The following is a 23,223-nucleotide window of genomic DNA, read 5'->3' as shown; positions in this document are numbered from 1 at the left end:
TCGCCTTCGAGGGCCGGCTCACCCCGGCCAACAACTGAACCTCAACAACCAAGATCAGCCGTTAAATTGACACACCCAGCCCTTGGGCTCCGCCGTCACAGTCTGACGGTGGAGCCTTCTGCGTGGGACCCTCAGCAGCCAGCGGTGACGTTTCCGCAATACACCCAGCCGGTATTTCCGTTGTCATTTCTGACGTAGTACCACTTGTTGTGCGCGTCGTTGTACGCGTAGTGCGACCACCAGACGCCCATCCCTGGGAAAATGACGCCCGTTGACTTACAAGTGGCGCGATAGCACTCTCGGATATTGGCGTGTTGGGTGGCCCCCGTGGGCGTCCATGTGGCGGCCTGGGTACTGGTCGAGACGGCTAGCGTGACAGCGGCGGCGCCGAAAGCACCCAGAACGGCAGTGCGTTTACGCATGGTGTAATTCTCCTTCTGACAGTACGGAGCATCCCTGAGCGTGCCAGGGGACGTGGTTGTACTGGTGCAACCCTTTGCCTGGTGCCCACTCTGGACGAACACCGCTAGGAGCGACCAGGGATTCGCCGTGTCCCGGACATGTCCCAGCCGCCGTCCCACCATCGGGCGAGCCGACGACGCAGACCACCCGAAGCGCGCCTCGCATATCCGCGCAGAACAGCCACAGTCACCAACCGCCGACACAAGGCCATTCAGGGCACGAGAGCCGCTTCGGCGGCGGCGCGGGAGCACGGGTGTCCGCGTTACGTCCGCACCCGTAATCCTGGTTCGCCCAGCACCCGCCACGGTACGTACGGGCCCGACGTCGCGATCGGCTTCATGCCTGTATCCAGGATCTGGGCCCAATCCCGATTCTGCTACTGCGGGTTGTTCGCCCGGATGAGCAACGGGCAACGGTCTTCGGGATTGGTAATCTCCCATAATCCTGAGCGCCGTATTGGGTATTTGGAAGCGGGTGCTCTTCACGCTCCGCGAAAGTGAAATGGTGGTGCGTGTGCGGACCATTCCCGTAGGATACGCAGGAACTCCACCACCTGCTGGAGGAGTGTTGAGAGAGTTGACCTGCGTCGCGCCAGAGGTTCGAGACCGGCTCGTCATTCGATTCGGCAGAGGACCAGGCCGAGGGTGCCAATCTGGTTCTTCCATGCCGCGTTGATCGAGCTGGTAGAGCTGCCCGGCACATCCATGGACGGTCTTCCGGGCGAGTGCGTGGAGCCTTCCTGGAGTAGGCCTGCACCTTGATCTGCCGCCGATATCCGGGCTTGTCGGCCAGGCGCAAGATGTGGAGGGTTTCGGCGATCCGTCCGTAGTGGGTGGTCGCGTCGCCGAGCAGGGTGGTGGTGCGGCAGTCGCGCGAGAGCATGCGGATTCATTCGTAGGTGCGGACGGCTCGGGTGTGGATGGAGACGCTGATCCGCAGGACGTCCTGTTGGAGTGGTGCTTCCGTTGGATCACTTCATGACTGCCGATGCCCCGCTCACCCGAGAGTCGTTCCGGCGCCTCCATCCGATCAACACGCCCCGACCGGTGTCTCCGTTGCCGGATCAGTCTGGACTGACGAGGGCTGGGGCCGGATCCGGCGCGGATATCGAGCCCGGGACATGGACGAGAAGTGGAACGTCTTCGTTGAAGGCGATGTCCTTTTTATGTGCCGAAGTTGGACTGGTCACGGCGTCCATGAGGCGACCTTTGCCCAGTGACTGGTGGTGGGAGGAAGATCGCCTCTGCTGTTGTGGAGGCCGATCGCGAGCGCTATCGGAGTATGGGGGAGGAGTACGACTGACTGATGCTGGAGCTGATCACCAGCGCGATTGTCCTTGGTGAGCCCGCCGCCGATCTCCGGGCCGATCTCGTGAAGTTGACTGCTCGGGCTTCGGGAAAGAGCGATCTTCCCTCAAGAGTGGTGGAACACAGCGCTCTGGGGTTGCGCTCCGGATCGTAAGCCCTGCAGCCCAGCGAGTGCTGTGCTGCAGAGCACGAGGAGATCGTCCAGCGCTGCGAAGACGCTGCCGGAACGGCCCGAGTCAGCCCGCTGCCCGCACCGCGAACCGCTGTGATCAAGAGCTGCGGCTGAGATGCCTCACTGCAGCGGTTGGCCGCGCTCAGAGGGCGGTTCGTAAGAATTTGAATGGTTTTGTCATCGCCTGATGGTGTGGGTGCGGGCGGAATCTACCGGTCCGCAGACGGTGGTCCGTTCAGGTGGCGGGGTGAGTGAACGCACGCCGTACCCAAGCGACTTATCGGACGAGCAGTGGGCTCTGATCGACCCGGTGATCACGGCGTGGAAGGAACGGCACCGCTCGGTCAGCGGTCACCAGGGCGCCTACGCGATGAGGGAGATCGTGAACGCGCTCCTCTATCAGGGCCGGACCGGCTGCCAGTGGGCCTACCTCCCGCACGATCTGCCGCCGAAGAGCGCGACGACGGAACCGACCAGGTCATCCATGAACTCCTGCGCTGCCAGGTGAGGGAGAAGGCCGGCCGATTAGAGGACCCGACCCTGGTAATCCTGGACACCCAGAGCGTCCGCGTAGCCGCTGGGGTCCCTGCCGCCACGACCGGCCGGGATCCGGCGAAGAAGGTCCCGGGCCGCAAGCGGGGACTGACCGTCGACGTGCTCGGTCTGGTCATCGCCGTCATCGTGCTGGCCGCGAACACGCACGACAACGCCGCGGGGGTCGACCTGCTGAACCAGATCGTCGAGCGCGCCGGGGAAACCGTCCGCAAGGCACTGGTCGACCAGGGCTTCAAGAACCAGGTCGTCGCGCACGGCAGCGGCCTGGGCATCGAGGTCGAGATCGTCGGACGAAACCCACAGGAGGCGGGGTTCGTCCCGCAGCCGAAGCGGTGGAGTGTCGAGCAGACCTACGGCGTCTTGATACTGCACCGGCGCCTGGTCCGCGACTACGAGCACCGCCTGTCCTCCTCCGCCTCGCGCGTCTACTGGGCGATGACCCACGTGATGGTCCGCCGCCTGACCGGAGCGAGCACCCCCACCTGGCGCGATGCGGAAGCGGTGACGGCGTGAACATCAAGCCCCTGCTCGACGCGCTCGACCTCCAGGAAGACGCCGCCCGGACCCTGGCCGACGAACTCCGCACGCAGATCGACGAACTGAAGGGCCGACTGCGAGAGGCTGAGACCCATCTCGAGCACCTCGCGATAACCAGGAAGACCATCACTGCTCTCGCTGACCGCTTCCCGGTCCAGTCGGCCTCGCCAGACCTGCCCGAGCACCCGGACTACCCCCGCATCCTCACCGTCTTCAACGAGGCCACCGGCCCCCTCCGGGCTCGCGACGTCTGCCAAGCCCTCGACCACGAACTGCTGCCGAAGAACATCGAAGGCACCCGCGCCAAGCTGAAACGCCTCGTCAAGCTCAACGTCCTCACCGAGGTCGACGCTGGCAGCTTCAGCAGGAAGCAGTAGTCGACGGAAGCTCCGCGACCAGCAGCCTTGCCCCACCCTCACCCAGAAACGGATATCAGCTTTCGAAACCTGTCCTCTGATCACCTGCCCCAAGCCTCACCTCGACGATCACGGAGGACATCCGGATCCGCGTGCGTCGCGCCTCGGCTCAGCTCCCCCTCGGCACCTCAATGTCGTAGACCAGCGCATACACGATGTCCCGGGCCTGGCGCAGGTCGTAGCCCGTCGCGTCCACGATCACCTTGACCGCTCGAAGGGTGTCGCCACCCAGCATGAACATGCGCGCGTCGGCCTGCGCCTCGGCCGGAACCGGCAAGGCACGGGCTCGCCGTGGATCCACGCTCCGCGGGATCCTCGGCAGCCCGCCCTCCTTTTTCCTGCCCCCCAACACCTTCAGTCCCCAACCCCTCACCCGTACGACCAGTTCGTGGAGCGCATCCTACGCGGACGAGCGCTCAGGCAGATTCAACGTCCTCGACAAAGCCGACGCCGGCGGCTTCGCCAGGCAGCAGTAGCCCGCCGAAGCCCCGGGACCAGCAGCCTTGCCCCAACCTCACCCAGAAACGGATATCAGCTCACGAACCGTCCTCTCAGACGTGTCGGAGCGTGTATTCCGCGCTGGCGTATGCACCGCCCTGCACATCGTGTTCCGCCGCGTCCCCTGCCGGCGGAATGCGCGGTGTGAAGGTTTCCGCGTCGTCCATGGGCGTGTATCCCAGAGCCGACCCGGCCTCGATGTCCCAGAACCGCCGCGTATTGGCGGAAACGGCATACACGGTTGCGAAGTTGATGTCGATGGCGGTGAGAGCCGCGCGGACGAAGCCGAGACAGTCGCGCGGGCTCAGCCAGGTGGCCAGATGACGTTGCTCGGTCGGCGCGTCTTCAAAGCTCCCGATACGCAGACACACCACGGACAGACCGAATTTGTCCGCATACAGACGTCCCAGAGCCTCAACCGCTACCTTGCTCACCCCATAGAGACCGTCCGGGCGTGGCGGCAGCTCGGGTGTGACGGTCGTCGAGACCGGATAGAAGCCGGTGAGCCGGTTACTGCTGGCGAGGACTACCCGCCCCACCCCTTGCCGACGTGCACCCTCCAGCACGTTGTGCGTTCCCTTAACATTGCCATCCAACAGTTCCGGCAGCGGTGCCTCATCCGGGACCCCGCCCAGATGCACCACCGCGTCCGCACCTTCCAAGGCCGCTGTCACCGCCTCGGCGTCGCGCAGATCAAGCTGTCGTACCTCCTCGGCCGGCGACTGCGCAGCAAGGCCGACGCGATCGACGAGCACCAAGCGTTCCGCTTCACCGCGCAGACCGACCCGTACCACCGACCCAATTCGCCCGGCCGCACCGGTGACCACCACAGTCCCAAGACTCGTTCCCATGACGGAAACTCTGCCTCACGCGACCCACAGCCCGGCCGCAGAATGTCTCATCGAGACAGAACAGCAACTCCGACGGCTTGGACTTGTTCGGCCGATCATTTGGCAGACGCAGAGGGAGACGGCGGTCTTGTCTGTCTGCTGAAAGGTTATAGAGGTGCCAGCTCCACCCTGCCTGTGAACTGGTCGCCCACTTGATCGGTGAGCCAGTGAACACGGGCCGAGCGGCTCGACGAGGACGGCACCGAACCCGCTTACCGCGAAGATGGCCAGTACTATCCCCAACGGGGCGTCGAAGGTGAGGACCAGGAACCTCGGTGCCCCGGCCGGCAGGAACCGGTGAGAACCACTATCCGCCGCTGCAGCCGGTGTGCGACCACCGCGGCGATCAGGCTCCCGCCGACCGCCGCGGCCCCCATCACGCTGCCCATCAGGCCGATCACGGTCGGCCCATTGCCGGACTCCCGGGCCCCAGACGGGTACGGACACCGCGGTGAACGCTGCGTCCAGCAGCTTGGTGATGCCGACCATGACGATGACGGTGAGCAGCAACGGCTCGTCGCGCAGGAAGGTGAAGTCCTCGCAGAACCACTGCCAGTAGCCGGGGCCCGTCTCCGTGGTCGGCGAGGGGGCTTCCTCGGCCGCGTGCCCCTGCCACGAGGCAGCACGAGTTTGATGATCAATGATCCGAGGGCGAAGCAGCCCGAATTGACGGTCAGCGTTGTCAGGGGACCGAGCAGCGCCACCAGGGATCCGCCGACCGCCAGGCCGACGGTGGAGGCGAGCCGCTCGGACACGCCGGACAGACCGGCGGCCCGCTCCAGCGGCACTCGGCCGCGCTCGGCCGGCTCCGGGACCGTCACCTCGTTGGCCGGGTCGCCGGGGCCCCGGGCCGTGCCGATCAGTGCGACCAGGGCCAGCAGAACGGGAAAGGAGAGCAGGTCCAGGGCGTGGAGCGCGCTGGCCAGATGGGCCGTCCAGGAAGCGGCCCGCGGGCCGACCCGGTCCACCAGCGGTCCGGTGAACGCTTTGACCACCACGTAAGGAAGGGGTAGTAGCTCGACCGGCAGATCCACGTTCTCGCCGAAGCGGGCTGCATCCGGATCTCCGCCGACAAGAAATCCGTCAAGAACGCCGAGCGCGAGGCCCGTCGCCCGCCATGTCCAACGCCCACGTGACCTGTCGGCCGCCGGCAAGATCCAGGACGTCGCCGATCAGCTTCAGCAGCTCGGGCTCGTCGTTGGCCACCCGCCGCGACAGCAGGGGCTCACCCTCACTGTCCAGGACCAGAGTGTGGTAGTGGGTTTTGCCGCAGTCGGTTCCGGCCCATATCCGGTTCATCGTGCTCCAGCTCGTTGTGCGTGCAGCACAGACCACGGACGATCTCGCCGGCATTGCTCTACACAGCGACCTGTTCGCATTTCCCACTCGGCGGCCGAGTCGTCGTGGGGAGCCGGGCGGCCAAGCGTCTCAAGCCACGAGCGGCAGCCTGATGAAAGCCACACCCAGCTCCCGTGGGTGCCTCAACGAATGGCTGGGGCAGGCCCAGCAAGAAGGTGGAGCTGATGAGACGCTGTTCGCCGCGATCGTCTGCGTGCTGGTGGAGGTCATGACACGGATCAGAGGCCCCGGAGAGATCCGGGGCCTCTGACGCATCCCATCGGTGGGCGGGGTCTCTGCTGTTTCAGCCGACGCAGTTCGGGACGGGGATGTCGCTGCCGGCGCAGTTGGTGGGCTGGTTGCCCTTGACGCGGGAGGATTGCAGGGTGACGACGCCGCCGGCGTTGAGGACGCCGCCGGGGGCGACGAGGGCCGCGTTGCTGTTGACGTTGCTGGACGTGATGCTCGTCGTGCCGCCTCCGAAGTTGGCAACACCTCCGGCCCGTCCGGCGCTGTTCTCGTTGACGTTGGTGTCGACGATTCGCAGAGTGCCGTCGTTGGCCGCGCCACCTCCGGCGCCGCCAGCCGTGTTGTCGATGATGCGGCTGTTGGAGATGGTCATGTTTCCGTCGTTGGCGACGCCGCCACCGTTCACGTTGGCGGTGTTACCCATGATGGAGGTTCTCACGATCCGGGTGGTGGTACCCGATCCGCCGCCGATTCCGCCCGAGAAGTTGGCGTGGTTGTTGCGGATGGCGCTGTCGGTCACGGTCAGCGTGCCGCGATTGGCGATGCCGCCGCCGAAGTCCGGCGCGTCGCCGTTGGTGATGGTGGCGTCCGTGAGCGCGAGGTTGCCACTGGGGCTGACGGAGAGAATGCCGAAGCTGGTCGTGGACACACGGGTGATGGTGCTGTGCCGGGCGTTGATGGCGATGGTGCTGGTGATGTCCGGCAGTGGCGAGGAGAGCCTATAGGTGCAGCCCGGCGCCAGCACCAGGCTTCCGCCCCCTGAGGTGTTGGCGTTGGCGATGGCAGTGAATAGGGCACTCGCACTGCATGGGACGTTCGTCTGCGCCGATGCGGGAGTGGCGGTACCGATGACCGTCGCGATGGCTCCGGCGCAGACTGCCTGCGCGACGAGCGCCGAGGGCTTACGGATGAACATGAACAGGTAGCTCCTTCAGAAGTCCCGGGTTCGCAGGGTGCTCCCGGCACCGAAGGCAGCGGCACCGTATCTCGGGGAGCGGTGTTGATGATGCCCCCGTCGACGCACGGCAGTTAGGAGATGGAAAGGGATGTCCGCTCGGACGGGCTAGCCGTTTCCGTCCGACGGCCGACAGAGGGCATCCGGGATGCAGCCGCACAGCCCAGCCTGGCATCCAGTCATGTTCGCATTGTGCCGGTGCCCCTTCCGTAGCGGACGCCAATGGACCATCACAGCCGGCGAGGCGAGCCCAGGTCGACTCTGACCTGGGACCATCCCCACGGGCGCGGAAAGCAGTTCCACGACCTGCGGTTTTAGCGCGGGCGTGGGCCGTTCTGGAGCACTTTCACGGACTCCGCAAACCAACAGAACAGTGCATGACTGGCACATGCCCTTCCGAAGCGGGGCTGTTTGGAAGCCTTGCTCCAGCCTGTCTTAGGGACGTCGCCACCGCGGGCGGTGGCGCCACGGCATTCGGGCGGCGGATCAGTGTCAGGCCCTCGTGGTCGACGGGGTGCCAGTTGTGTTCGTGGGTCCGGAAGGTGAAGCCTTGTTCGTCGTTCGTCTATGGGCGCGCAGAGCGCGACCCTGGTCCGCGTACTGCTGTGCTTCGTCCTGCAGCACGTCGCGGATTCTCGCCGACGGGTCGATGAAGACACCGGCGGAGACCTCGCGCAGCCAGCAGGTGAGGAACCCGCTCAGGTCGGCGGGGGAGTTGGTGAAGACGATGACGGTCACCAGAGCCTCGCCTCGTCCTCGCCACCGTCCGTGTCCTCGTCCCTGCCCCCCGTAGTTGCGACCGGCCGGGACCTCGTGGCCGCCGTCGCTCAGGAGCATGACGACATCCTGGTGCGCGTAGAGAATTTTTGCCCGTCTTGAGGCAACCAATGGACGATGTCGGCTTTCTGACGTCTCGCGTCCTGCGATCGATGGGAGACATGAGATGAAACCGCATATGGCGAAGGGCAGCCGGTCCCGGTCGGCGGTCCCGGGCCGTCTGTCCGGCTGGGCTCCGGCCACAGCACTCCTCCTGGCCGTGACGACGTCCTGCACCGGCTCCGCACCGGGAAGCGGAGCCGTCGTCGGAAAGCCCGGAACGGCCGGAGTCGGGGATCGTCTGTTCCCAGCGCTCGGCAATGGTGGCTATGACGTGGTGCACTACGGGCTGACGCTGGATTACGTGCCCGAGACCAACCACCTGAAGGGCACGGCGGTCATCACAGCGCGGGCCACCGAGGACCTGAGCCGCTTCAACCTCGACCTGTCAGGGCTGCGGGTACGCACCACCACAGTGCAAGGAGCCAGGGCCAAAGTCGCTTGCTCGGGGGACGAGATGCTCGTGACACCGGCGAAGACGGTGAGGAACCGCGAAGTCTTCAAGACAGTCGTCACCTACGACGGCACACCGCGAACGCTCAAGGACGGCGACGGAGGCATGGAGGGCTGGATAGAGACCGACGACGGCTCGACGGCCCTGGGTCAGCCGTCCGGCTCCATGACCTGGTTCCCCGGCAACCATCACCCGTCGGACAAGGCAACGTACGACACCACGGTCACGGTGCCCAAGGACGAGGACGGCGACCCCTACGACGTGATCAGCAACGGTGAGCTGATCACGGAGGAGGACAAGGGCAGAACGGTGACCCGGCACTGGCGCACCGAGGAGCCCATGGCCAGCTACCTCGCACACGTCTCCGTCGGTTGCTTCGAGATCCACCAGGGTGGAACGGACGATGACGTGCCCGTCTACGTCGCCATCGACCCCGACGAGGCCGAGGACTCCGCCGATGTCGCAGACCTGGTGCCCGAGATCGTCGACTGGGCCGGCAAACGCTTCGGTCCTTACCCCTTCTCCTCGACCGGTGCCATCGTCGACCACCTGCCCGGACTCGACTACGCGCTGGAGACCCAGACCAAGCCCTACTTCGGCGAGGCGCCCGAAGAGACGCTGCTCGTGCACGAACTGGCACACCAGTGGTTCGGTAACTCCGTCACCCCGCGCGAGTGGAAGGACATGTGGCTCAGCGAGGGTCTGGCCACCTACGCGGAGTGGCTTTGGGAGGAGGGGCGGGGCAACAGGAGCACCACGGAGATCTTCGAGGACTTCTACGACGGCACGGACGCCGAGAGCGGGGGCATCTGGGCGTTCCCGCCGGCGGATCCGCCCAGCGGAGGGCGCGTCTTTGACCCGCCCGTCTATGGACGCGGTGCCATGGTCGTGCACAAGCTGCGCAGGGCCGTCGGCGACGAGACCTTCTTCGATATCCTTCGCACCTGGACCCGGCAGCACCGGCACGGCAATGCCGACACCCGGCAGTTCATCGCCCTGTGCGAGAGCAAGTCCGGGAAGGACTTGACCGCGCTCTTCCACACCTGGCTCTTCGACAAGAAGAAGCCCTCCCGGATGTGAGGAGGGCGATCCGACGAGAGAAGGGCTCTCCCCCCGGGGGAAAGCCCTTCTCCAGTTGGCAGGAGGCCCTACGCGGGCGGGTACACCAGGGTGATCTCGCGGTTCAGGCCGGTCTCGTCGGCATCCGGGTACATGGACACCTCACCGTCGGACCACCGCACCAGGAAGTCGTCCGGGTGGCGGTTGTCCGAGTAGTCTCCGGCGCCCAGGACGGTGGCGTGCGTCCAGAGCCGGTTGGGCTTCTTGACCTGGATCTCGCCGTGGAAACCGTTCTGGTCGATGTCCTTGTAGAGGGTCAGTTCGCCGTCCGTCCATCGGACGATGAGGTCGTGCTGGTCGTTGCCGGTGAAGTCGCCCGACGTGATCGTCGATGCGTGCTTCCAGGTGCCGTTGGGCGCGGCGAGTTTCTTCTCGCCGTGGAAACCGTCGCGGTTGACGTCGGTGTACAGGGTGACTTCACCGTCGCTCCAGCGGACCAGGAGATCATCGGCCCACTTGTTGCTGGTCGTGTAGCGACCGCCGGTGATGGAAATGGCGTGCTTCCACAGGTCGTTGGGCTTCTGCAGCTGTACCTCGCCGTGGAGCCCCTTCTCGTCGACATCGGGATAGAGAGTCAGTTCGCCGTCCGTCCATCGGACGATGAGGTCGTCGCGGTCGGCCCCGGTGAAGTCGCCCGCGGCCATGGTTGCGGCGTGCTTCCAGGTTCCGTTGGGCGCGACGAGACGGATCTCCTTGTCGAAATTGTCGGCGTCCTCCCCGGCACCGCGGTACAGGGTCAGCTCGCCGTCGGACCAGCGCACGATCAGGTCGGAGTAGTCCCAGGATCCCGGATTGCCGTCAGTGAAGTAGCCACCCGTCATGACGTCGGCATGCTGCCAGGTCTCGGCCTTGCCCAGGACACCACGGCCCGCCGGCTGACGGTTGTTGACCGCGTCGTCGTACAGCGCCTTGGCGTCGCCGTCGAGGTAAGAGCTGTAGGAGATGTCGTCCTTGTCGCCGCCCGTCTTCCAGCCGCCGATGACGCCGATGACGCCCCAGTCGCTGCCCCGCTTGATGAGGAACGGGCCACCGGAGGCACCACCCGAGTACTTGTCACAGGCGATGCGCAGGAAGCTGCCAGGGATCTTGGGGTCGGTGCTGTCGTAACGGACGGTCTTGTCCGTGCAGTCCAGCGGGCGTTTCTGGTTGGCCGGGTATCCGATGAGACGGACGGGATCGTGGTTGTACCCGGCGTTGATCATCAGCTCGGCACCGCCGACGACGTCCTCGACATTCTTGCCGCCGCGCGGTTCGAGCTGCAGGAAGTTGAAGTCGAGGTCGGCCGCGGCGTCCGGGCCCTTGGACAGGTACCGCTTGTCGACGTAGATACGCCCAGGCTTGACGGTGAAGGAGCCATGCGGCTTCTTCCCGTCGTCGTACTGCGGGACGAACGCAAGGTTCTTGCGCGCGTCCTGGTCGTCGAAGCAGTGACCGGCGCTCATCACGATGTTCTTGCCGGGGCTCTTGACGACGGTGCCACCGCAGAAGCGGCCGGTTTCGGTGCCGTCGTTCCAGAAGAAGGTGCCGACGACGGGCAGCCCTTCGAACGGCCGGCTGGCGGCACGATCCATCCTGGTCGGAACGGGAAAGTGCTTGGCCTCCTGCTCCTTGACGGGCTTCGCGGCCCGCATGCGCTCCGGGGTCCAGTAGTCGTCGGCGTCAGCCGGCGTGAACCCGCGCGCGTCGTCGTCCCCGCCTGCCGGGACAGGGGTCGGCGGAACGGAAGACCATTGCTCCGGGACAGGGGGCGACGGAACGGAAGACGGCTTCTCCGGGGCGACGGTCGGCGAAGCGGAAGATTCCTCCGGCAGGACGGAGGCCGGCGGAACAGAAGGCTGCTCCGGGACGGCAGGCGGCGAAACGGAGGACTGCTCTGCCGGGGTGCTCGGGGTGGCGCTCTTCGAGGGAGTCGGATCGCCTTGGGCGGCAATCGCCGGAAAGCCCGGCAGCAGCATGAGTGCTGCGGCGCCCGCCGCAGTGCCCAGCGCTCTGCGTAATCTCATGGTTGTTCCCCCACATGGAAAGAGACGCATGCCATGCCGTCTGGCGTGGCTGCGTCAAGGTCAGTCAAGATCGTATGACCACTACTGGCACGGGGAAGCGCATATGATCGACTTCACACGTTCATCCATCCGCTGGGGACTCGCCGCAACTGCCTTGCCGTTGATGTTGCTCGGGCAGGCCGGAGCGGCCCACGCCGATCAGCTCCCCTTCCCGAAGCAGGGGTACGGCTCCGTGGGCGGCCCCGCGGCGCCTGGCGAGGTAGTGGACCTGACGGTCAAGGAACGCCCCGGCAACCCGCACCCGACGGCAGTTGAGGTCTCAAGCCCGGCGCTGACCGACAACACCGCCCTCGGTGACACCAAGAGCGCCTGGGTGGGCGCGGGCCGGATCAAGAAGACGGTGAAGCCAGGAACATATCCGGTGACATTCACACTGCGGCACAAGAGCGCCGACTGCGTGACGGAAAAGGACCGCGATTACGTGTGCGACTACCCCGCGATCGTCCTGCGCTCGAAAGTGACGGTGTCGGGTCAGGACGAGAGTGCGGCATCGAACGAAGGGCCGGGCTTCGGTGGCGGACTGGCCATCGGTATCGCGTCGGGCGCCGTGGCGACACTGGTGGTGGGCGGGGTACTGCTGCGCCTTCGCCGCCGCCAGGTTCCGTCCTGACACTCGAAACGCCGCCCTCACCGCATCCGTGCATCCCGGCAGGCTCGGTCTTCGCGCTGCCCGGACCGAACGGCGCGGGGACTCGATCACCACCCCGGAGGAAACGCTCGCCCGTGTCGCGGCGGCGTTGTGCGAGTCAAACGCATACCGAAGCACCAACTCGTAAGTTACCGGCATCGAGGCCTGAGCGACTGGCCGCGGTTTGGAGGGCGCTGCTGGGACCCTTGTACGTGGGGCGCTTCGGGCTGCGGTGGCATATGTGGCGGCGAAGACTGCTGCAGACGGAGATGCAGGTGCTGCCGCACCGCGTCCTCGGCCTGTCGCATCGCGAGCGGAAGGCGCCGGCGTCGCTCCAACTCTGCGGAAATGCAGGCCCACTCCTCCCGCTGTCGGGCGATTTCCCTGCTTGTGCGCCGCGCTCAGTGCTGTGCGTGGTCCTCCCGTGCGGCGGGCGTGCTCGGTCGGTCAGCTCCGTCGGCACGCCCTGTTCGATCAGTCGTTGGACCGGATCCAGACGCGGTCCAGAGACATCCGGAGCCGGCTCAGTGGCCCCCGAGGCAATGCGCTCGGCCCGGGAGGCCAGGACGCTGTCGGGCGTCAGCAGCAGCGGGAGCGGGGAACCGGGAGTGATCGGCTCGGAGGCCAGAACTTGTAGCACAGGACGGCAATCGCGGTGAATCTCTCGTCCGGTCGGCTGCGTGCCTCGGTCCGGCGGCGCAGCCGGAGGATGACGTTGATCGCGAGCAGCACTGCCACGTTGATCGTCAGCAATCTGCTGGACCTCCCCGTCGGACCGGGCCTCCTCGGGCGTGGAGGCGGAGGGCGACGTCGGTCTTCTTGTGTAGTGGGGGCTCGGCCGTACTGCTGGGGGTTTGCCAGTGATTGACGGTAAACCGATTGTCTGGCCGGATCCGGCATCGGCAGCGCGGCACCCCCGGGGATCTACGGGTGCTGCTGGATTCACCAGAGACGAACCTCGCAGATCACCGGGATCGTGCTTGGTGCGCTCGTACTGCTCGCTCTGATCGCTCGGCTCCTGGCCGTGCTACTGCAGGCCAGTCAGTACGCGAGGCCGTGCGGACTGGCACTGCGCACATCCTCACTGGGGCGGGGGCCCGCCCTGGCAGGGAAGCCGGCGGGCGGCTCGTTCGTTGTGTTCGGGAAAGCGCGTGTGTCAGCTCTTTCGGTAGGACGCATCCAGGTCGGGGATCTCGACGGAGGCGTGCAGAGCGACGCCAGCGACTGGCTTGACCTGGGCGGCAACCAGGGCGAGCACTGCGGCCGCGAGGCGGGCCTTGGTCGCGTCGGTGCGGCCGTGGAGCAGGCCGATCTCGACGTGCAGGACGGCATGGCCCTCGGTCTCGGTCCCGACGGTGAAGTCCTCGACCCGACGAAAGCGGGTCTTGCAGGCCTCCGGGCGGGCGTCGGCGGTGTCGACGACGATCGGGTGCAGGGCGAGCGCGAAGGCCGGGCGGTCGAAGGCTGCGTCGAGCAGGCCGGAGTAGTCGACGGTGATCTGCGGCATGGCAGACAGCTCCTCGGATGGGATCACGTGATCGGCCCCCACTCTATGGAGGGCGATTCAGTCGGCCGCTGCCACGTCTCCCGCAGGCCGCACTGTAGTAAGGGAGTTGAAGTTTCAGTGACGTTCTGGTGGACCCGTTCGGCTGTACCCGCGCGAGTTGCGTATCCCGTGTCCGGTACGGGCGGTACCGGATCCGCTTCTTTGAGCCGTAGACAGGTGGGGTCTGCGGACGCAGGCCCCACCAGCTCGGGTTCAGGCTGGTCAGAAGCGCACTGTGCGGTCCCGGGTAACTGTCGGGACGGCGAGTACGGCATCGAACGCCTCAGGGACCGGGGTGCTCGGATGGGAGCTCTGGAACCGGACCCCGTCGAGCAGTGGTGCACCCTGCGTGTCGCGCGGTGCGTGGCGCAGGTTGGTCAAGGTGATCCGGTCGGCGAGTCCGGCGTCGGTGAGGGCGGCCTCGACACTGCTGGGCGCGGCAGGCTCAAGGTGAGCTTCGGCGAGGCCCACTGCGGCGTCCGGGTCGGGGTGCATCTCCGGCACGTGGCTGAAACCGGAGTTCCGGCGCAGGCGCCGGGCTGCTCGACGGCGTGTCGGTTGCTTCCGCTCCGTCCGCTGGAAGATCCTCCGTCAGGGGATTGACGGCGGCGAGAGGAGCCCTCGGTGGGCTGGAGAAGGTGTCGCCCGGGCTGCTCCTTTCGTACGTCGGCGACTGCGGCGGCACTGGTCTTCTGCGCCCTGCTGGGGTCCGCCTGCTCGGCTATGCGTGATTCGGCTCCCGGGACGGGCACGACGGCCGGGGCGTCCCGTCCGGCCGCGCACTCGAAGGATCCGGGGCAGTGCCGTCGCACCCTGGTCGGCGTGGCACATCCTGATGACGACCTGGCCTTTCTGAACCCGGAGATCAGACAGACCATCCGCGCCGGGTGCCCGGTCGACACGGTGTATCTGACCGCCGGCGACGACGCCAAGAAGAACCGGGTCGAGGCGCTGGAGTACGTGGACCGCAGGGAGTACGGGGTGCGGGCGGCCTACGCGGAGATGGCGGAGGCGGCCAACCGTTGGGAACGGTCGGATGTACGGGCGGACGGCGTCCGGGTCAGGTCCTACCGGCTGGCGGACGATGCCAGGGACACCGATGTGCGGTTGACGTTCCTGGACCTCCACGACGGACTGCCACACGGCCAGGGGGCGAACAGCCTGCTCAGGCTGTTCGACCGGAACAAGAAGAGCATCGAGCCGTTCCAGAGCACCACGAGCTACACGGAGGACCGGCTGCTCGCGGTGGTGTCCGCACTGGTCCGGCTGAGCCGGGCAGGGCGCGTCCTGACAATGGATCACGACAATGCCTCGTTCGCCTTCGGGCTCGGCGGCGGTGTCGACCACGCCGACCACGGCGTCGGCGCCCGGTACTTCCGCAGGGTGGGCTATGCGCTCGGGGTTCCCGTGTCGGCCTACCTCGGCTACACCATGTCGCCGCTCCCACCGAATCTCACGCCCGGAGCCGTGGCCGAGAAGGACGAGGTGGCGCGCTGGTATCTCGCCAGCCGGAAGTGCCGGGCCACCGGGACGTGCGCGAACGTCGCCGCCTACGAAGGCCCGCTCCAGAAGGACTGGAGCCTCTGGATCCACCGGCAATATCAGCAGACCCACCGGCCCCCGCGCGCCGGAGAGATCCTCGGGGACATCGGCCGGACGACGTACTTCACCGGAAGGGACCCGTCACAGTGCCTCCATGCCACCGCCGGGCCGACGCATGCCGGTACGGCCGACATCCGCAGCTGTGACGGATCAGCCGCGCAGAAGTGGGACATGAGGAAGGGCGGGACGATCAGGCCACGGCTCGACCGCGACTCCTGTCTGACCGCGAACTCGTCGGCCGTCGGACTTGAGCGGTGCGAGGGCGGTCGGGGGAGCCAGCGGTGGACCCGTGAGCCGTGGCAGAGCACAACCTGGAAACGTAACGCCTGGCGGATCGTGGGCAGTGACCACCGCTGTCTGTTCCAGGACGACCGTGAACTCCCCGCCCGCTGGGACGACCGCGACCGGCAGAACCCCGAGCTGAAGCTCTCCGACTGCGGCACACAGCCCCGGCCCGAGCTCTACTGGCGCTGGACCGGCTGAGCCCGCATGCCCTCGGTCGGCGCCTGACCGGACCAGTGCTCCCGGGGAGTCGATCAGGCGCACCGCGACCTCGACCACGCCGAAGCCCACCCCCGTGCCGAGACCCGGCAGCAGGACGTGTGGCTTCCCCGAAAGCCGGCGTCGTCAGTGGCCAGGCAGTACGTCGAGCGGGCCGATGTACGCCTGGGCCGCCTCGTCCGGGAGCCTGACGGCCTGCGCCCAGGCGTAGATCAGCAGGCTGAATGCGGCGATGATCGCCATGTCCCACCACAGCGGAATGACGCCGGTCGCACCACAGGACGCCTTCGACGCCGGTCCTCCGCTGCAGTAGCCGCCCTGCCAGGAGATCAGGCCCAGCCCCACCAGATACACCGGCAGCCACTGGGCGGACCGCCAGTCCAGGTGCGGGGCCCTCGGGTTGAGCCTGAGCAGTGCCGAGCCGCCCAGCAGCAGATAGCCGAGGACGATCGCCAGGCCGAGTCGCCACAGGGTGTCCCAGCCGGCCCAGTAGATGATCAGGTTGGAGACGATGAAGGCGGCGGGGGCCCAGAACAGACCGCCGGGCAGACGGTACGGGCGGTGCCGGTCCGGGTCCTGTTTGCGCAGACACCCGAGAGCGAGTGGCGCGCTCGCGTACATCAGCACACTCGCGGAGGTGACGAAACCGACCAGCTTCTGCCAGGTGGGGAAGGGCAGGAAGACGATGAGCCCGACGAGGAAGGCGAAGAGCAGACTGAACCAGGGAACCCCGCGCGCCGTCGTCCGTTCGAAGACCTCGGGCACATAGCCGTTGCGGGAGAGGCCGTACGACACCCGGGAGGCAGCGGTGGTGTAGATCAGGCCGGTGCCGGTCGGTGAGACGACCGCGTCGATGTAGATCAGCGCGGCGAGCCAGCCGAGCCCGGCGGACAGAGCGAGACCGGCGAACGGCCCCGCCTTGTCGGCGAAGGTCAGATCGGCCCAGCCGTGGGTGAAGGAGCTCTGTGGCAGGGCCCCGATGAAGACCACCTGGAGCGCCGAGTAGATGAGCGCGCCGATGAGGATCGAGCCGATCACCGCCCACGGGATGTCCCGTGCCGGGTTGCGGCTTTCCCCCGCCAACTGGTCGGCCTGTTCGAATCCGAGGAGCGCGAAGATGATTCCGCTGGTGCTGACGGCGGAGAGCACACCCTCGACGCCGAACGGGGCGAAGCCCTGGTGGCCGAAATTGCTTCCGTGGAAGGTGGTCCCCGCCAGGACTGCGATGGTGAGCAGGGGGATGGCGAGCTTCCACCATGTGGCCACGCTGTTGGTATGGGCGAGCCAGCGGATGCCGAAGAAGTTGACGAGGACGAAGAAGGCCATGAAGGCGACGGCCAGCCCGTATCCGGCGGCGGTCAGCTGGTTCTTCCCCGTCTGTACCCAGGTGGCGTGGATGCTGAGGTAGTTCAGCGATGCCATGACCTCGATCGGTGCCGTGGCGACGGCCTGGAGCCAGGAGAACCAGCCGAAGGAGGCCCCGGCGACGCTGCCGAAGGCGTAGTGAGGGAAGCGTGCGGTGCCGCCCGAGACCGGGTACATGGCCCCCAGCTCCGCATGGACGAACGCCAGAACGGTGATTGCGAGGGCCCCGATCCCCCAGGAGGCAAGGGCGGCCGTCCCGGCCACCTGCGCCGCGAACAGCGCGCCGAACAACCAGCCGGAGCCGATGATGGATCCCAGGGAGGTCCAGATGAGTCCGATCAGGCCGATGTCTCGCCTCAGACCCGGCTTCCGGGACAGCTCAGGTGCGGCCGGCGTCGGCATCTGACAGGCAACCTCGCTCCGGTTTCGACGGGACGCGCAGCCGTTGCGGCACGTCCGTCGGCATCCTCTCCCTATCCCGGTACCTGCCCGGCCCGGCCACTCCGACGCGGCGAGAGTTGCTCCGAACGGAGGGCCGGGAGACATGGAGCCACTGCGGTACGGCCGGCCCGCCGGCACCTGCGAACAGCGGGCTTCAATCCCCGGCCGGCGTCACCGCGGGCCCGCCTGCACCACCGTCGCCGTCGGACGGGCGCCGGTGCCGCAGGGCCGCTGGTGCGCACAGCACCAACGCGGCCCCGATCGCCACGAGATGCTCCGTGCTGGCCAGATTGGGCTTGACGATCAGCTCGACGACCATCGCCACGACCACCAGCGCCACGGTGAACCACGCCCCCATGCATACACAGACGCAGACCGCGAGCCCCGTGACCGCCACCGACGGCCCGGTGTCGACGATCCGCGCGTCCGAGGCCGGCAGCCCGAGGAGTCCCTCGGGTCCGATGGCGGTGCCGAACCGCGCGTAGAGCGTCCCGGCGACGGTGCAGACATAGGCGATGACGAAGGTACGGGGCCCGCCCAGAGTGATCTCCGCGACGCCGAACACGACCAGCACCTGCGCCATCGCGCCCCAGACGGGCAGGCTGAGCGCGGGCACGAAGAGCGAGAGCGGGGTACGGAGGAGGGCGAGCCAGAGAGGGTCCTCGGCCCGGACGAAGCCGATGTCCTGGACCAGGCCGTATCCCCAGCTCTGGCCCTGGAGGACCTGGCAGAGCGCGATGAGACAGACGGAGGCGAGCGTGAGCGGGACGGCCCGCCACCCACGGGTGGCCAGGGCCGTCCGCACGGTCACGTAGAGGGATCCCCACTCGCGCCGGGCGAACGAGGCTGCCGTGGTCAACGGCGATTCTCCAGACATCTGCGGTGTAGCCACTTCGGCAGTCCTGACAGACCAGCAAGATGCAGCGACCATCTTGCGGATCGCCGAGACGGCCCAGTCTCATGGAGAATCCCAGCTCCGTCGCTCCGTTACGCCAGTCGGCGGCCAACTCGATCATCTGGGCCATCTCGTCCGCCGACATGTCCTCGTGACGGCTGACACGGACCGTGTACCCGGCGTGCTCGACACGGTGGTGTGCTTGGCGAACACTCTGCATGGAACGGCCTTCCGTCGTGAACTCGCCGATGTCGACCCCGCCTCGTCGCGTCGATCGCTCCAGGCCACGCTTCCGGGTCGCCGATCGGTTCACCGGACGCCAGCGAGACCCCGCCGACCACTCGGTAGGCGACGGCCGACCTGCCCGGCGGCGACCAGGTGACGCTCTTGCCGTGGCGGAGGGCGAAGAGGATCCATGCGGCGCGTTTGCGCCGCCGCATGGTGATCGCCAAAAACATGGAGAGCACACCGGAGAAGAATCCGGCAGTCAGCAGATAGGGCGTGAAGAACTTGTCGTCGTTGTGCCGCTGGATGTCGTTTCCGAGATACACCCACACGGCGCCGAGGAAGTTGATGGGGGCGACGGCCCGCAGATACCAGACCGCTGAGAGGTATCCGCGCCGTGACCACTCGCTGCGATCCGCGCCGGGCTGCGGAATCCGTCGGACGCGCCCCATGCGATCGACCCTAGGGGCTGCGGGGCCCTCGGAGGCGCTCCACTGAGTGCGGTGAACGGGTGAACTCGCCAGGGTGGGCCTGGACGCCGTTCAACGCCGCGTACCGGATGGCCGAGGCGGCGGACGCCGTATGCATTGGCGTCGAGCGCCGTGGACGGCGGTGTCCGACACGCGCGGGCTGTCAAAAACTTCTGACAGCAACGCCGGTTTTCTGGTCTATTTCTGCCCGGATCCCAGTACTGCAGAGCATGTTGACCTCGACTGAGTTGTCGCCGTGTACTCCGCCGAAGCGTGGGACGTGCCCTTCGGGAACGGGAATAGCGGGGTCAGCAGGATCATCCGGCGGCCGGACAGTTGGCGGGAGGGGCCAGCGCTTCAGGTGCTGCGGGCGTACGAGGGCCGGGCGGGCTGTCGAAGAATGCGTCGAGGATGTCGCGGAAGGCTCCGCGGGGGCCACTGAGGTCGTGGCTGGTGACCTGGGTGGGGGAGGGCGGGCTGTTCAGGCAGGCGTTGAAGCGAGGGCTTTCGCGGAGTATTTCGGTCAGCTGCTCGCAGGCCGGTGGGCGGGTCGTGTCGGGCACAGCATCCCGCGGACGCGTCGACGGCAGGAGCCCGCCCGTTCGGAGGCGACCGGCCCCGCACTCTCCCTGCTGCTTGCCGAGTCGGGGCGCCGGGTGGTACTGGACGACCTCTTCGGGCCGGGTGTCGCCACGCCGGCGGCGCGTTCCTGACCGCCCGTCATCGGCTCCCGCTCCTCCTTCCCCCGTTCCGCTGCTCGAACAACCCTGTCGAACGGCGTTGTCAGTGGTGCGCGATAGCTTCGGGATTGTTCGAGATCACGGGGTGAGAGGGGTGAATTCGTGGATGTCAGGCATGCGTTGAGCGTCGTCCTGGTCGACGTCAACGACGAGGTGGTGACGGCCTGGCGGTCCGCGTTCGCGGATACGCCGGAGGTCGAGATCAGGCGGGGTTCCCTTCTCGATGTGGACGCCGACGCCTGGGTCTCTCCCACCAACGAGCGTGGCCGGATGGACGGTGGGGTCGACGCCGTCGTCAAGCGGTACCTCGGCGCGGGCATCCAGGTGCGGGTGCAGCGGGCGATCCGCGACCGGTTCGGCGGACGGCTGCCGGTGGGCAGCGCGGTGTGCGTCCCGTCCGGGGCGGATGTGCCCCGGTACCTGATCTCGACGCCCACCATGCGCCAGTCGTCGCAGAACGTCAGCGACACGATGAACGTGGCCCTGGCCTGTGCGGCCGCCTTCCAGGCGGTACATCTGCAGAACCGGGCGAAGCCGGGCAGCATCCGGTCGGTGGCCCTCGTCGGGATGGGCGCGCAGACCGGGCAGGTGCCCGCGAAGGTGTGCGCCAACCTGATGTGGACGGGCTACACCCTCTTCCACGACCACGGTTTCGCGGACTACGACGAGTTGCGGGCCGCCGTGCTGGGGCAGCTCGACGACATCGAGGGAGCGGGGTCCGCACGGCGGGTCCGGATCAACGTGCCGCAGCGGCCTTCCTTTCGTCACTGACCCGAAGACCCCGCAGGCCGGTGCCGCCCAGGTCGCGGACACCGGCGACGACCCTGCCGCATCTGTTCAGCATGCCGGGGCGCCCGTGGAGGCGTCCGGTTCGAGTATCGGGAGTTCCACCCTCGTGAGTGATGTCGACGTGACGACCGCGGGCGATGCCGGTTCCCCGGCCGGGGATCCACTGGGACTGGCCGGCCTGTTCACCGGTGGCGGCGAGCCGTGGCTGCCGCTGCTCGGACCGGTGATCGAGGCGCAGCCGGGAGCCGCCGGCTTCATCGGCCCGAAGCGCAGCCCGGAGGTCGTTCCGGTGCGCGAGCTGACGTTCCAGGCATTGAAGCCGCATCCACCGGAGAAGTGGAAAGTGGTCGTCTTCGGACAGAACCCCTATCCGCGGGCGGAGAGCGCGACCGGCATCGCGATGTTCGACAACACCTTCAACGACTGGAAGGACAGCCAGTTCGGCCGGGTCGTCAGCATCCGCTGCCTCATCAAGGCGGCCGCGATGTGGAAGTACGGCATCGTCAAGAAGACCCCGATCGCCGACGTCCGCGCCCTGTTGAAGAAGGAGGACACGGTTCAGCCTCCCGAGTGGTTCCAGGCGATGCTCACCCAGGGTGTGCTGCTGCTGAACGCGTCCCTCACGGCGAGCGCGGACGGGGCGATGGCGACCGATCGGCACACGGCGTTCTGGCGCCCCGTCGCCGAGCAGATCATCGAGGAGATCCTCCGGGCGAAGCAGGACGCGGTGGAGGAGGACGACCGGGGGGTGGTGTTCGCCTGGTGGGGCGCGCACGCCCGGAGTCTGAAGAGGGTCGTCCAGCGGCTGGAGAAGAAGTACCCAGGGGTGCAGGTCCGTCACCTGGACCACGCCAATCCGGCTGCGCAGGGGGATCTGTTCTGCGAGGGCGACCACTTCGCCCAGGTTAACGACGCCCTGGCGGCGGTGGGGGCCGAGCCGGTCGACTGGCTGCCAAGCGAGGGCTGGGACCAGGGGACGGGCGGGGCCGGCGGGCCGGAGGACGGTGGTGTCGCGCAGCGGATGGGGGCATTCATCGCGTCCACGATGGAGTTGCACCAGCTGTATCTGGAGCGGCTCACCAGCGTCAAGGACGAGGGCCTCGTCCTGCCGCCCGTCACCGGGGTGTTCGACACGCCGCTGATGGACTTCCGGAAGGCGGTGGAGCCGGTCTCGCGGGTGCTCGCGCATCTGGATCGGCATATCGATCTGTCGAGCCGTTTCGGGGAGACGAAGGCCGCGAAGGCGGCGTCCACGGGCGGGTTGTCCGGGGAGGCCGTGGGTGCCTTGTCGGCCGACGCGATCTCGGCCCTCTACCTGTACACGTGCGAGTCGGGCTTCTACCGCGAGATCAACGCCGTGCTGCGCTCGTCGGACCGCGAGCGCGTGGTGCCGTACCTGCCGTACCTGCGGTTGCTGTTCTCGGCGATGGAGGCGTTGCCGGCGCAGACGCGGCCGCTGTGGCGTGGTGTGGCGCTGGATCTGCGGTCCCAGTACCCGGTGGGGCGGACGGTGACGTGGTGGGGCGTGTCGTCGTGCACCTCCGAGCTGAGTGTGGCCCGCGCGTTCCTCGGCGGGCGTGGCCGCCGGACGCTGTTCGAGGTGACGCCCGCGCGGGCGGTGGGGATCCGGCGGTTCTCCGCGTTCACGGGTGAGGAGGAGTACATCCTCGCGCCGGGAACGCAGCTGAAGGTGACAGAAGTGAAGGCCGAGCGTGGGGGCCTGTGTACCGTGCGGCTGACCGAGCTGGAGGGGACCGGCCTGGTGTCGTGACGTCCCCGGGCCGGGCATACGAGCGCCCGTGGCGGGCCTGAGCCGTGCTGTGGAAGCGGACTGGAAGAGCCGTACCTCGCCACCCACCGGTGCCCGGCCCGGTCCCGGAACGTGCACTTCTCGGTCTCCGCGATGGGTAGGATCACGCCGCACGCTGAGCGGGCGGTTCGAGCCGTGCCGCGCACGGCACAGACCGAAACATCGGGGGGCGCACGGCATGAGTACGAACGGAAATGGTTACTGGGGTCCGACGGGTGGACCCGGGCCAGGACCCGGACCCGGGCCGGGTGGACAGCGTGGCCCAGGTCCCGGCCATCAGCCCTACCCCGGGGCCGGACACCACCCGTACCCCGGCGGTC

General features: G+C 67.3%; 16 protein-coding genes and 5 pseudogenes. 7 read left to right on the top strand and 14 right to left on the bottom strand.

The genetic code is table 11. The features are described from left to right. Positions 1-131 precede the first annotated feature (131 nt). Entirely contained in the window at positions 132-422 is a 291-nt protein-coding gene (locus tag IE107_RS31885) for a hypothetical protein (RefSeq protein ID WP_189547829.1), read from the bottom strand. A gap of 668 nt (positions 423-1,090) precedes the next feature. Further along, positions 1,091-1,410, bottom strand: a pseudogene (locus tag IE107_RS36230) (Tn3 family transposase); the annotation flags it as partial. Between the two features lie 778 nt (positions 1,411-2,188). Between IE107_RS36230 and IE107_RS31875 the strand changes: the two are divergent. Both IE107_RS31875 and IE107_RS31870 read left to right on the top strand, forming a co-directional pair. After that, a pseudogene (locus IE107_RS31875) lies at positions 2,189-3,009 on the top strand (IS5 family transposase). Beyond that, on the top strand, positions 3,006-3,410 hold the full coding sequence (locus IE107_RS31870; RefSeq protein WP_189547828.1) for a hypothetical protein: 405 nt from the start codon (positions 3,006-3,008) through the stop codon (positions 3,408-3,410). Before IE107_RS31875 ends, IE107_RS31870 begins: the two are co-directional and overlap by 4 nt. A 148-nt stretch (positions 3,411-3,558) precedes the next feature. On the opposite strand, the gene IE107_RS31865 is transcribed toward IE107_RS31870, so the two are convergent. The 6 genes and pseudogenes from IE107_RS31865 to cas2e form a co-directional block, all read right to left on the bottom strand. After that, positions 3,559-3,750, bottom strand: a complete 192-nt coding sequence (locus tag IE107_RS31865) for a hypothetical protein (protein ID WP_189547827.1) — start codon at positions 3,748-3,750, stop codon at positions 3,559-3,561. A gap of 250 nt (positions 3,751-4,000) precedes the next feature. Further along, complete coding sequence (locus tag IE107_RS31860) at positions 4,001-4,798, bottom strand: NAD-dependent epimerase/dehydratase family protein (protein ID WP_189547826.1); 798 nt, start codon at positions 4,796-4,798, stop codon at positions 4,001-4,003. 272 nt (positions 4,799-5,070) lie between these two features. After that, positions 5,071-5,805, bottom strand: a complete 735-nt coding sequence (locus IE107_RS31855) for an MFS transporter (RefSeq protein WP_373302545.1) — start codon at positions 5,803-5,805, stop codon at positions 5,071-5,073. Between the two features lie 133 nt (positions 5,806-5,938). After that, positions 5,939-6,136 (bottom strand): annotated as a pseudogene (locus tag IE107_RS31850) (IS110 family transposase); the annotation flags it as partial. Between the two features lie 343 nt (positions 6,137-6,479). Further along, positions 6,480-7,340: a hypothetical protein gene (locus tag IE107_RS31845; protein WP_189547824.1), complete on the bottom strand. Its 861-nt coding sequence runs from the start codon at positions 7,338-7,340 to the stop codon at positions 6,480-6,482. 431 nt (positions 7,341-7,771) lie between these two features. Then, positions 7,772-8,117 (bottom strand): annotated as a pseudogene (cas2e, locus tag IE107_RS31840) (type I-E CRISPR-associated endoribonuclease Cas2e); the annotation flags it as partial. Positions 8,118-8,322: 205 nt separating this feature from the next. Between cas2e and IE107_RS31835 the strand changes: the two are divergent. Next, positions 8,323-9,789 (top strand): M1 family metallopeptidase, encoded by a 1,467-nt coding sequence (locus IE107_RS31835; RefSeq protein ID WP_229867407.1) that lies wholly within the window; start codon positions 8,323-8,325, stop codon positions 9,787-9,789. A gap of 68 nt (positions 9,790-9,857) precedes the next feature. Here the strand turns inward: IE107_RS31835 and IE107_RS31830 are convergent, their stop codons facing one another. Next, positions 9,858-11,459: a trypsin-like serine peptidase gene (locus tag IE107_RS31830; protein ID WP_189547823.1), complete on the bottom strand. Its 1,602-nt coding sequence runs from the start codon at positions 11,457-11,459 to the stop codon at positions 9,858-9,860. Between the two features lie 400 nt (positions 11,460-11,859). Between IE107_RS31830 and IE107_RS31825 the strand changes: the two genes are divergently transcribed. Beyond that, positions 11,860-12,501 (top strand): hypothetical protein, encoded by a 642-nt coding sequence (locus tag IE107_RS31825; protein ID WP_189547822.1) that lies wholly within the window; start codon positions 11,860-11,862, stop codon positions 12,499-12,501. Positions 12,502-13,675: 1,174 nt separating this feature from the next. On the opposite strand, the gene IE107_RS31820 is transcribed toward IE107_RS31825, so the two are convergent. Both IE107_RS31820 and IE107_RS31815 read right to left on the bottom strand, forming a co-directional pair. Beyond that, positions 13,676-14,026, bottom strand: coding sequence for a 5-carboxymethyl-2-hydroxymuconate Delta-isomerase (locus IE107_RS31820; RefSeq protein WP_189547821.1), 351 nt, complete (start codon positions 14,024-14,026; stop codon positions 13,676-13,678). Positions 14,027-14,287: 261 nt separating this feature from the next. Next, positions 14,288-14,569, bottom strand: coding sequence for a hypothetical protein (locus tag IE107_RS31815; RefSeq protein ID WP_229867405.1), 282 nt, complete (start codon positions 14,567-14,569; stop codon positions 14,288-14,290). A 318-nt stretch (positions 14,570-14,887) separates the two neighbouring features. On the opposite strand from IE107_RS31815, the gene IE107_RS31810 reads away from it, so the two are divergent. Then, complete coding sequence (locus IE107_RS31810; protein ID WP_229867404.1) at positions 14,888-16,150, top strand: ricin-type beta-trefoil lectin domain protein; 1,263 nt, start codon at positions 14,888-14,890, stop codon at positions 16,148-16,150. Positions 16,151-16,294: 144 nt separating this feature from the next. On the opposite strand, the gene IE107_RS31805 is transcribed toward IE107_RS31810, so the two are convergent. From IE107_RS31805 to IE107_RS31795, 3 genes and pseudogenes are all read right to left on the bottom strand, one after another. After that, complete coding sequence (locus tag IE107_RS31805; protein ID WP_189547819.1) at positions 16,295-17,935, bottom strand: APC family permease; 1,641 nt, start codon at positions 17,933-17,935, stop codon at positions 16,295-16,297. A 193-nt stretch (positions 17,936-18,128) separates the two neighbouring features. Beyond that, positions 18,129-18,851: a hypothetical protein gene (locus IE107_RS31800; RefSeq protein WP_189547818.1), complete on the bottom strand. Its 723-nt coding sequence runs from the start codon at positions 18,849-18,851 to the stop codon at positions 18,129-18,131. Positions 18,852-18,873: 22 nt separating this feature from the next. After that, positions 18,874-19,546, bottom strand: a pseudogene (locus IE107_RS31795) (phosphatidylglycerol lysyltransferase domain-containing protein); the annotation flags it as partial. A gap of 860 nt (positions 19,547-20,406) precedes the next feature. Between IE107_RS31795 and IE107_RS31790 the strand changes: the two are divergent. Both IE107_RS31790 and IE107_RS31785 read left to right on the top strand, forming a co-directional pair. After that, positions 20,407-21,075 (top strand): macro domain-containing protein, encoded by a 669-nt coding sequence (locus IE107_RS31790; protein ID WP_189547817.1) that lies wholly within the window; start codon positions 20,407-20,409, stop codon positions 21,073-21,075. A gap of 124 nt (positions 21,076-21,199) precedes the next feature. Continuing rightward, positions 21,200-22,864 (top strand): ADP-ribosyltransferase domain-containing protein, encoded by a 1,665-nt coding sequence (locus IE107_RS31785; protein WP_189547816.1) that lies wholly within the window; start codon positions 21,200-21,202, stop codon positions 22,862-22,864. Positions 22,865-23,223: the final 359 nt, after the last annotated feature.

This window comes from Streptomyces gelaticus (genome assembly GCF_014649535.1).
In the GTDB taxonomy this organism is placed as follows: domain Bacteria; phylum Actinomycetota; class Actinomycetes; order Streptomycetales; family Streptomycetaceae; genus Streptomyces; species Streptomyces gelaticus.
This window is presented reverse-complemented; position numbering and strand designations above follow the sequence as displayed.

Coding starts and splice junctions, on each gene's coding strand:
- IE107_RS31860 (WP_189547826.1), bottom strand. CDS start 4,798: ATGGGAACGAGTCTTGGGACTGTGGTGGTCACCGGTGCGGCCGGGCGA.
- IE107_RS31885 (WP_189547829.1), bottom strand. CDS start 422: ATGCGTAAACGCACTGCCGTTCTGGGTGCTTTCGGCGCCGCCGCTGTC.
- IE107_RS31830 (WP_189547823.1), bottom strand. CDS start 11,459: ATGCGGGCCGCGAAGCCCGTCAAGGAGCAGGAGGCCAAGCACTTTCCC.
- IE107_RS31800 (WP_189547818.1), bottom strand. CDS start 18,851: ATGTCTGGAGAATCGCCGTTGACCACGGCAGCCTCGTTCGCCCGGCGC.
- IE107_RS31845 (WP_189547824.1), bottom strand. CDS start 7,340: ATGTTCATCCGTAAGCCCTCGGCGCTCGTCGCGCAGGCAGTCTGCGCC.
- IE107_RS31825 (WP_189547822.1), top strand. CDS start 11,860: ATGCCATGCCGTCTGGCGTGGCTGCGTCAAGGTCAGTCAAGATCGTAT.
- IE107_RS31805 (WP_189547819.1), bottom strand. CDS start 17,935: ATGCCGACGCCGGCCGCACCTGAGCTGTCCCGGAAGCCGGGTCTGAGG.
- IE107_RS31835 (WP_229867407.1), top strand. CDS start 8,323: ATGAAACCGCATATGGCGAAGGGCAGCCGGTCCCGGTCGGCGGTCCCG.
- IE107_RS31820 (WP_189547821.1), bottom strand. CDS start 14,026: ATGCCGCAGATCACCGTCGACTACTCCGGCCTGCTCGACGCAGCCTTC.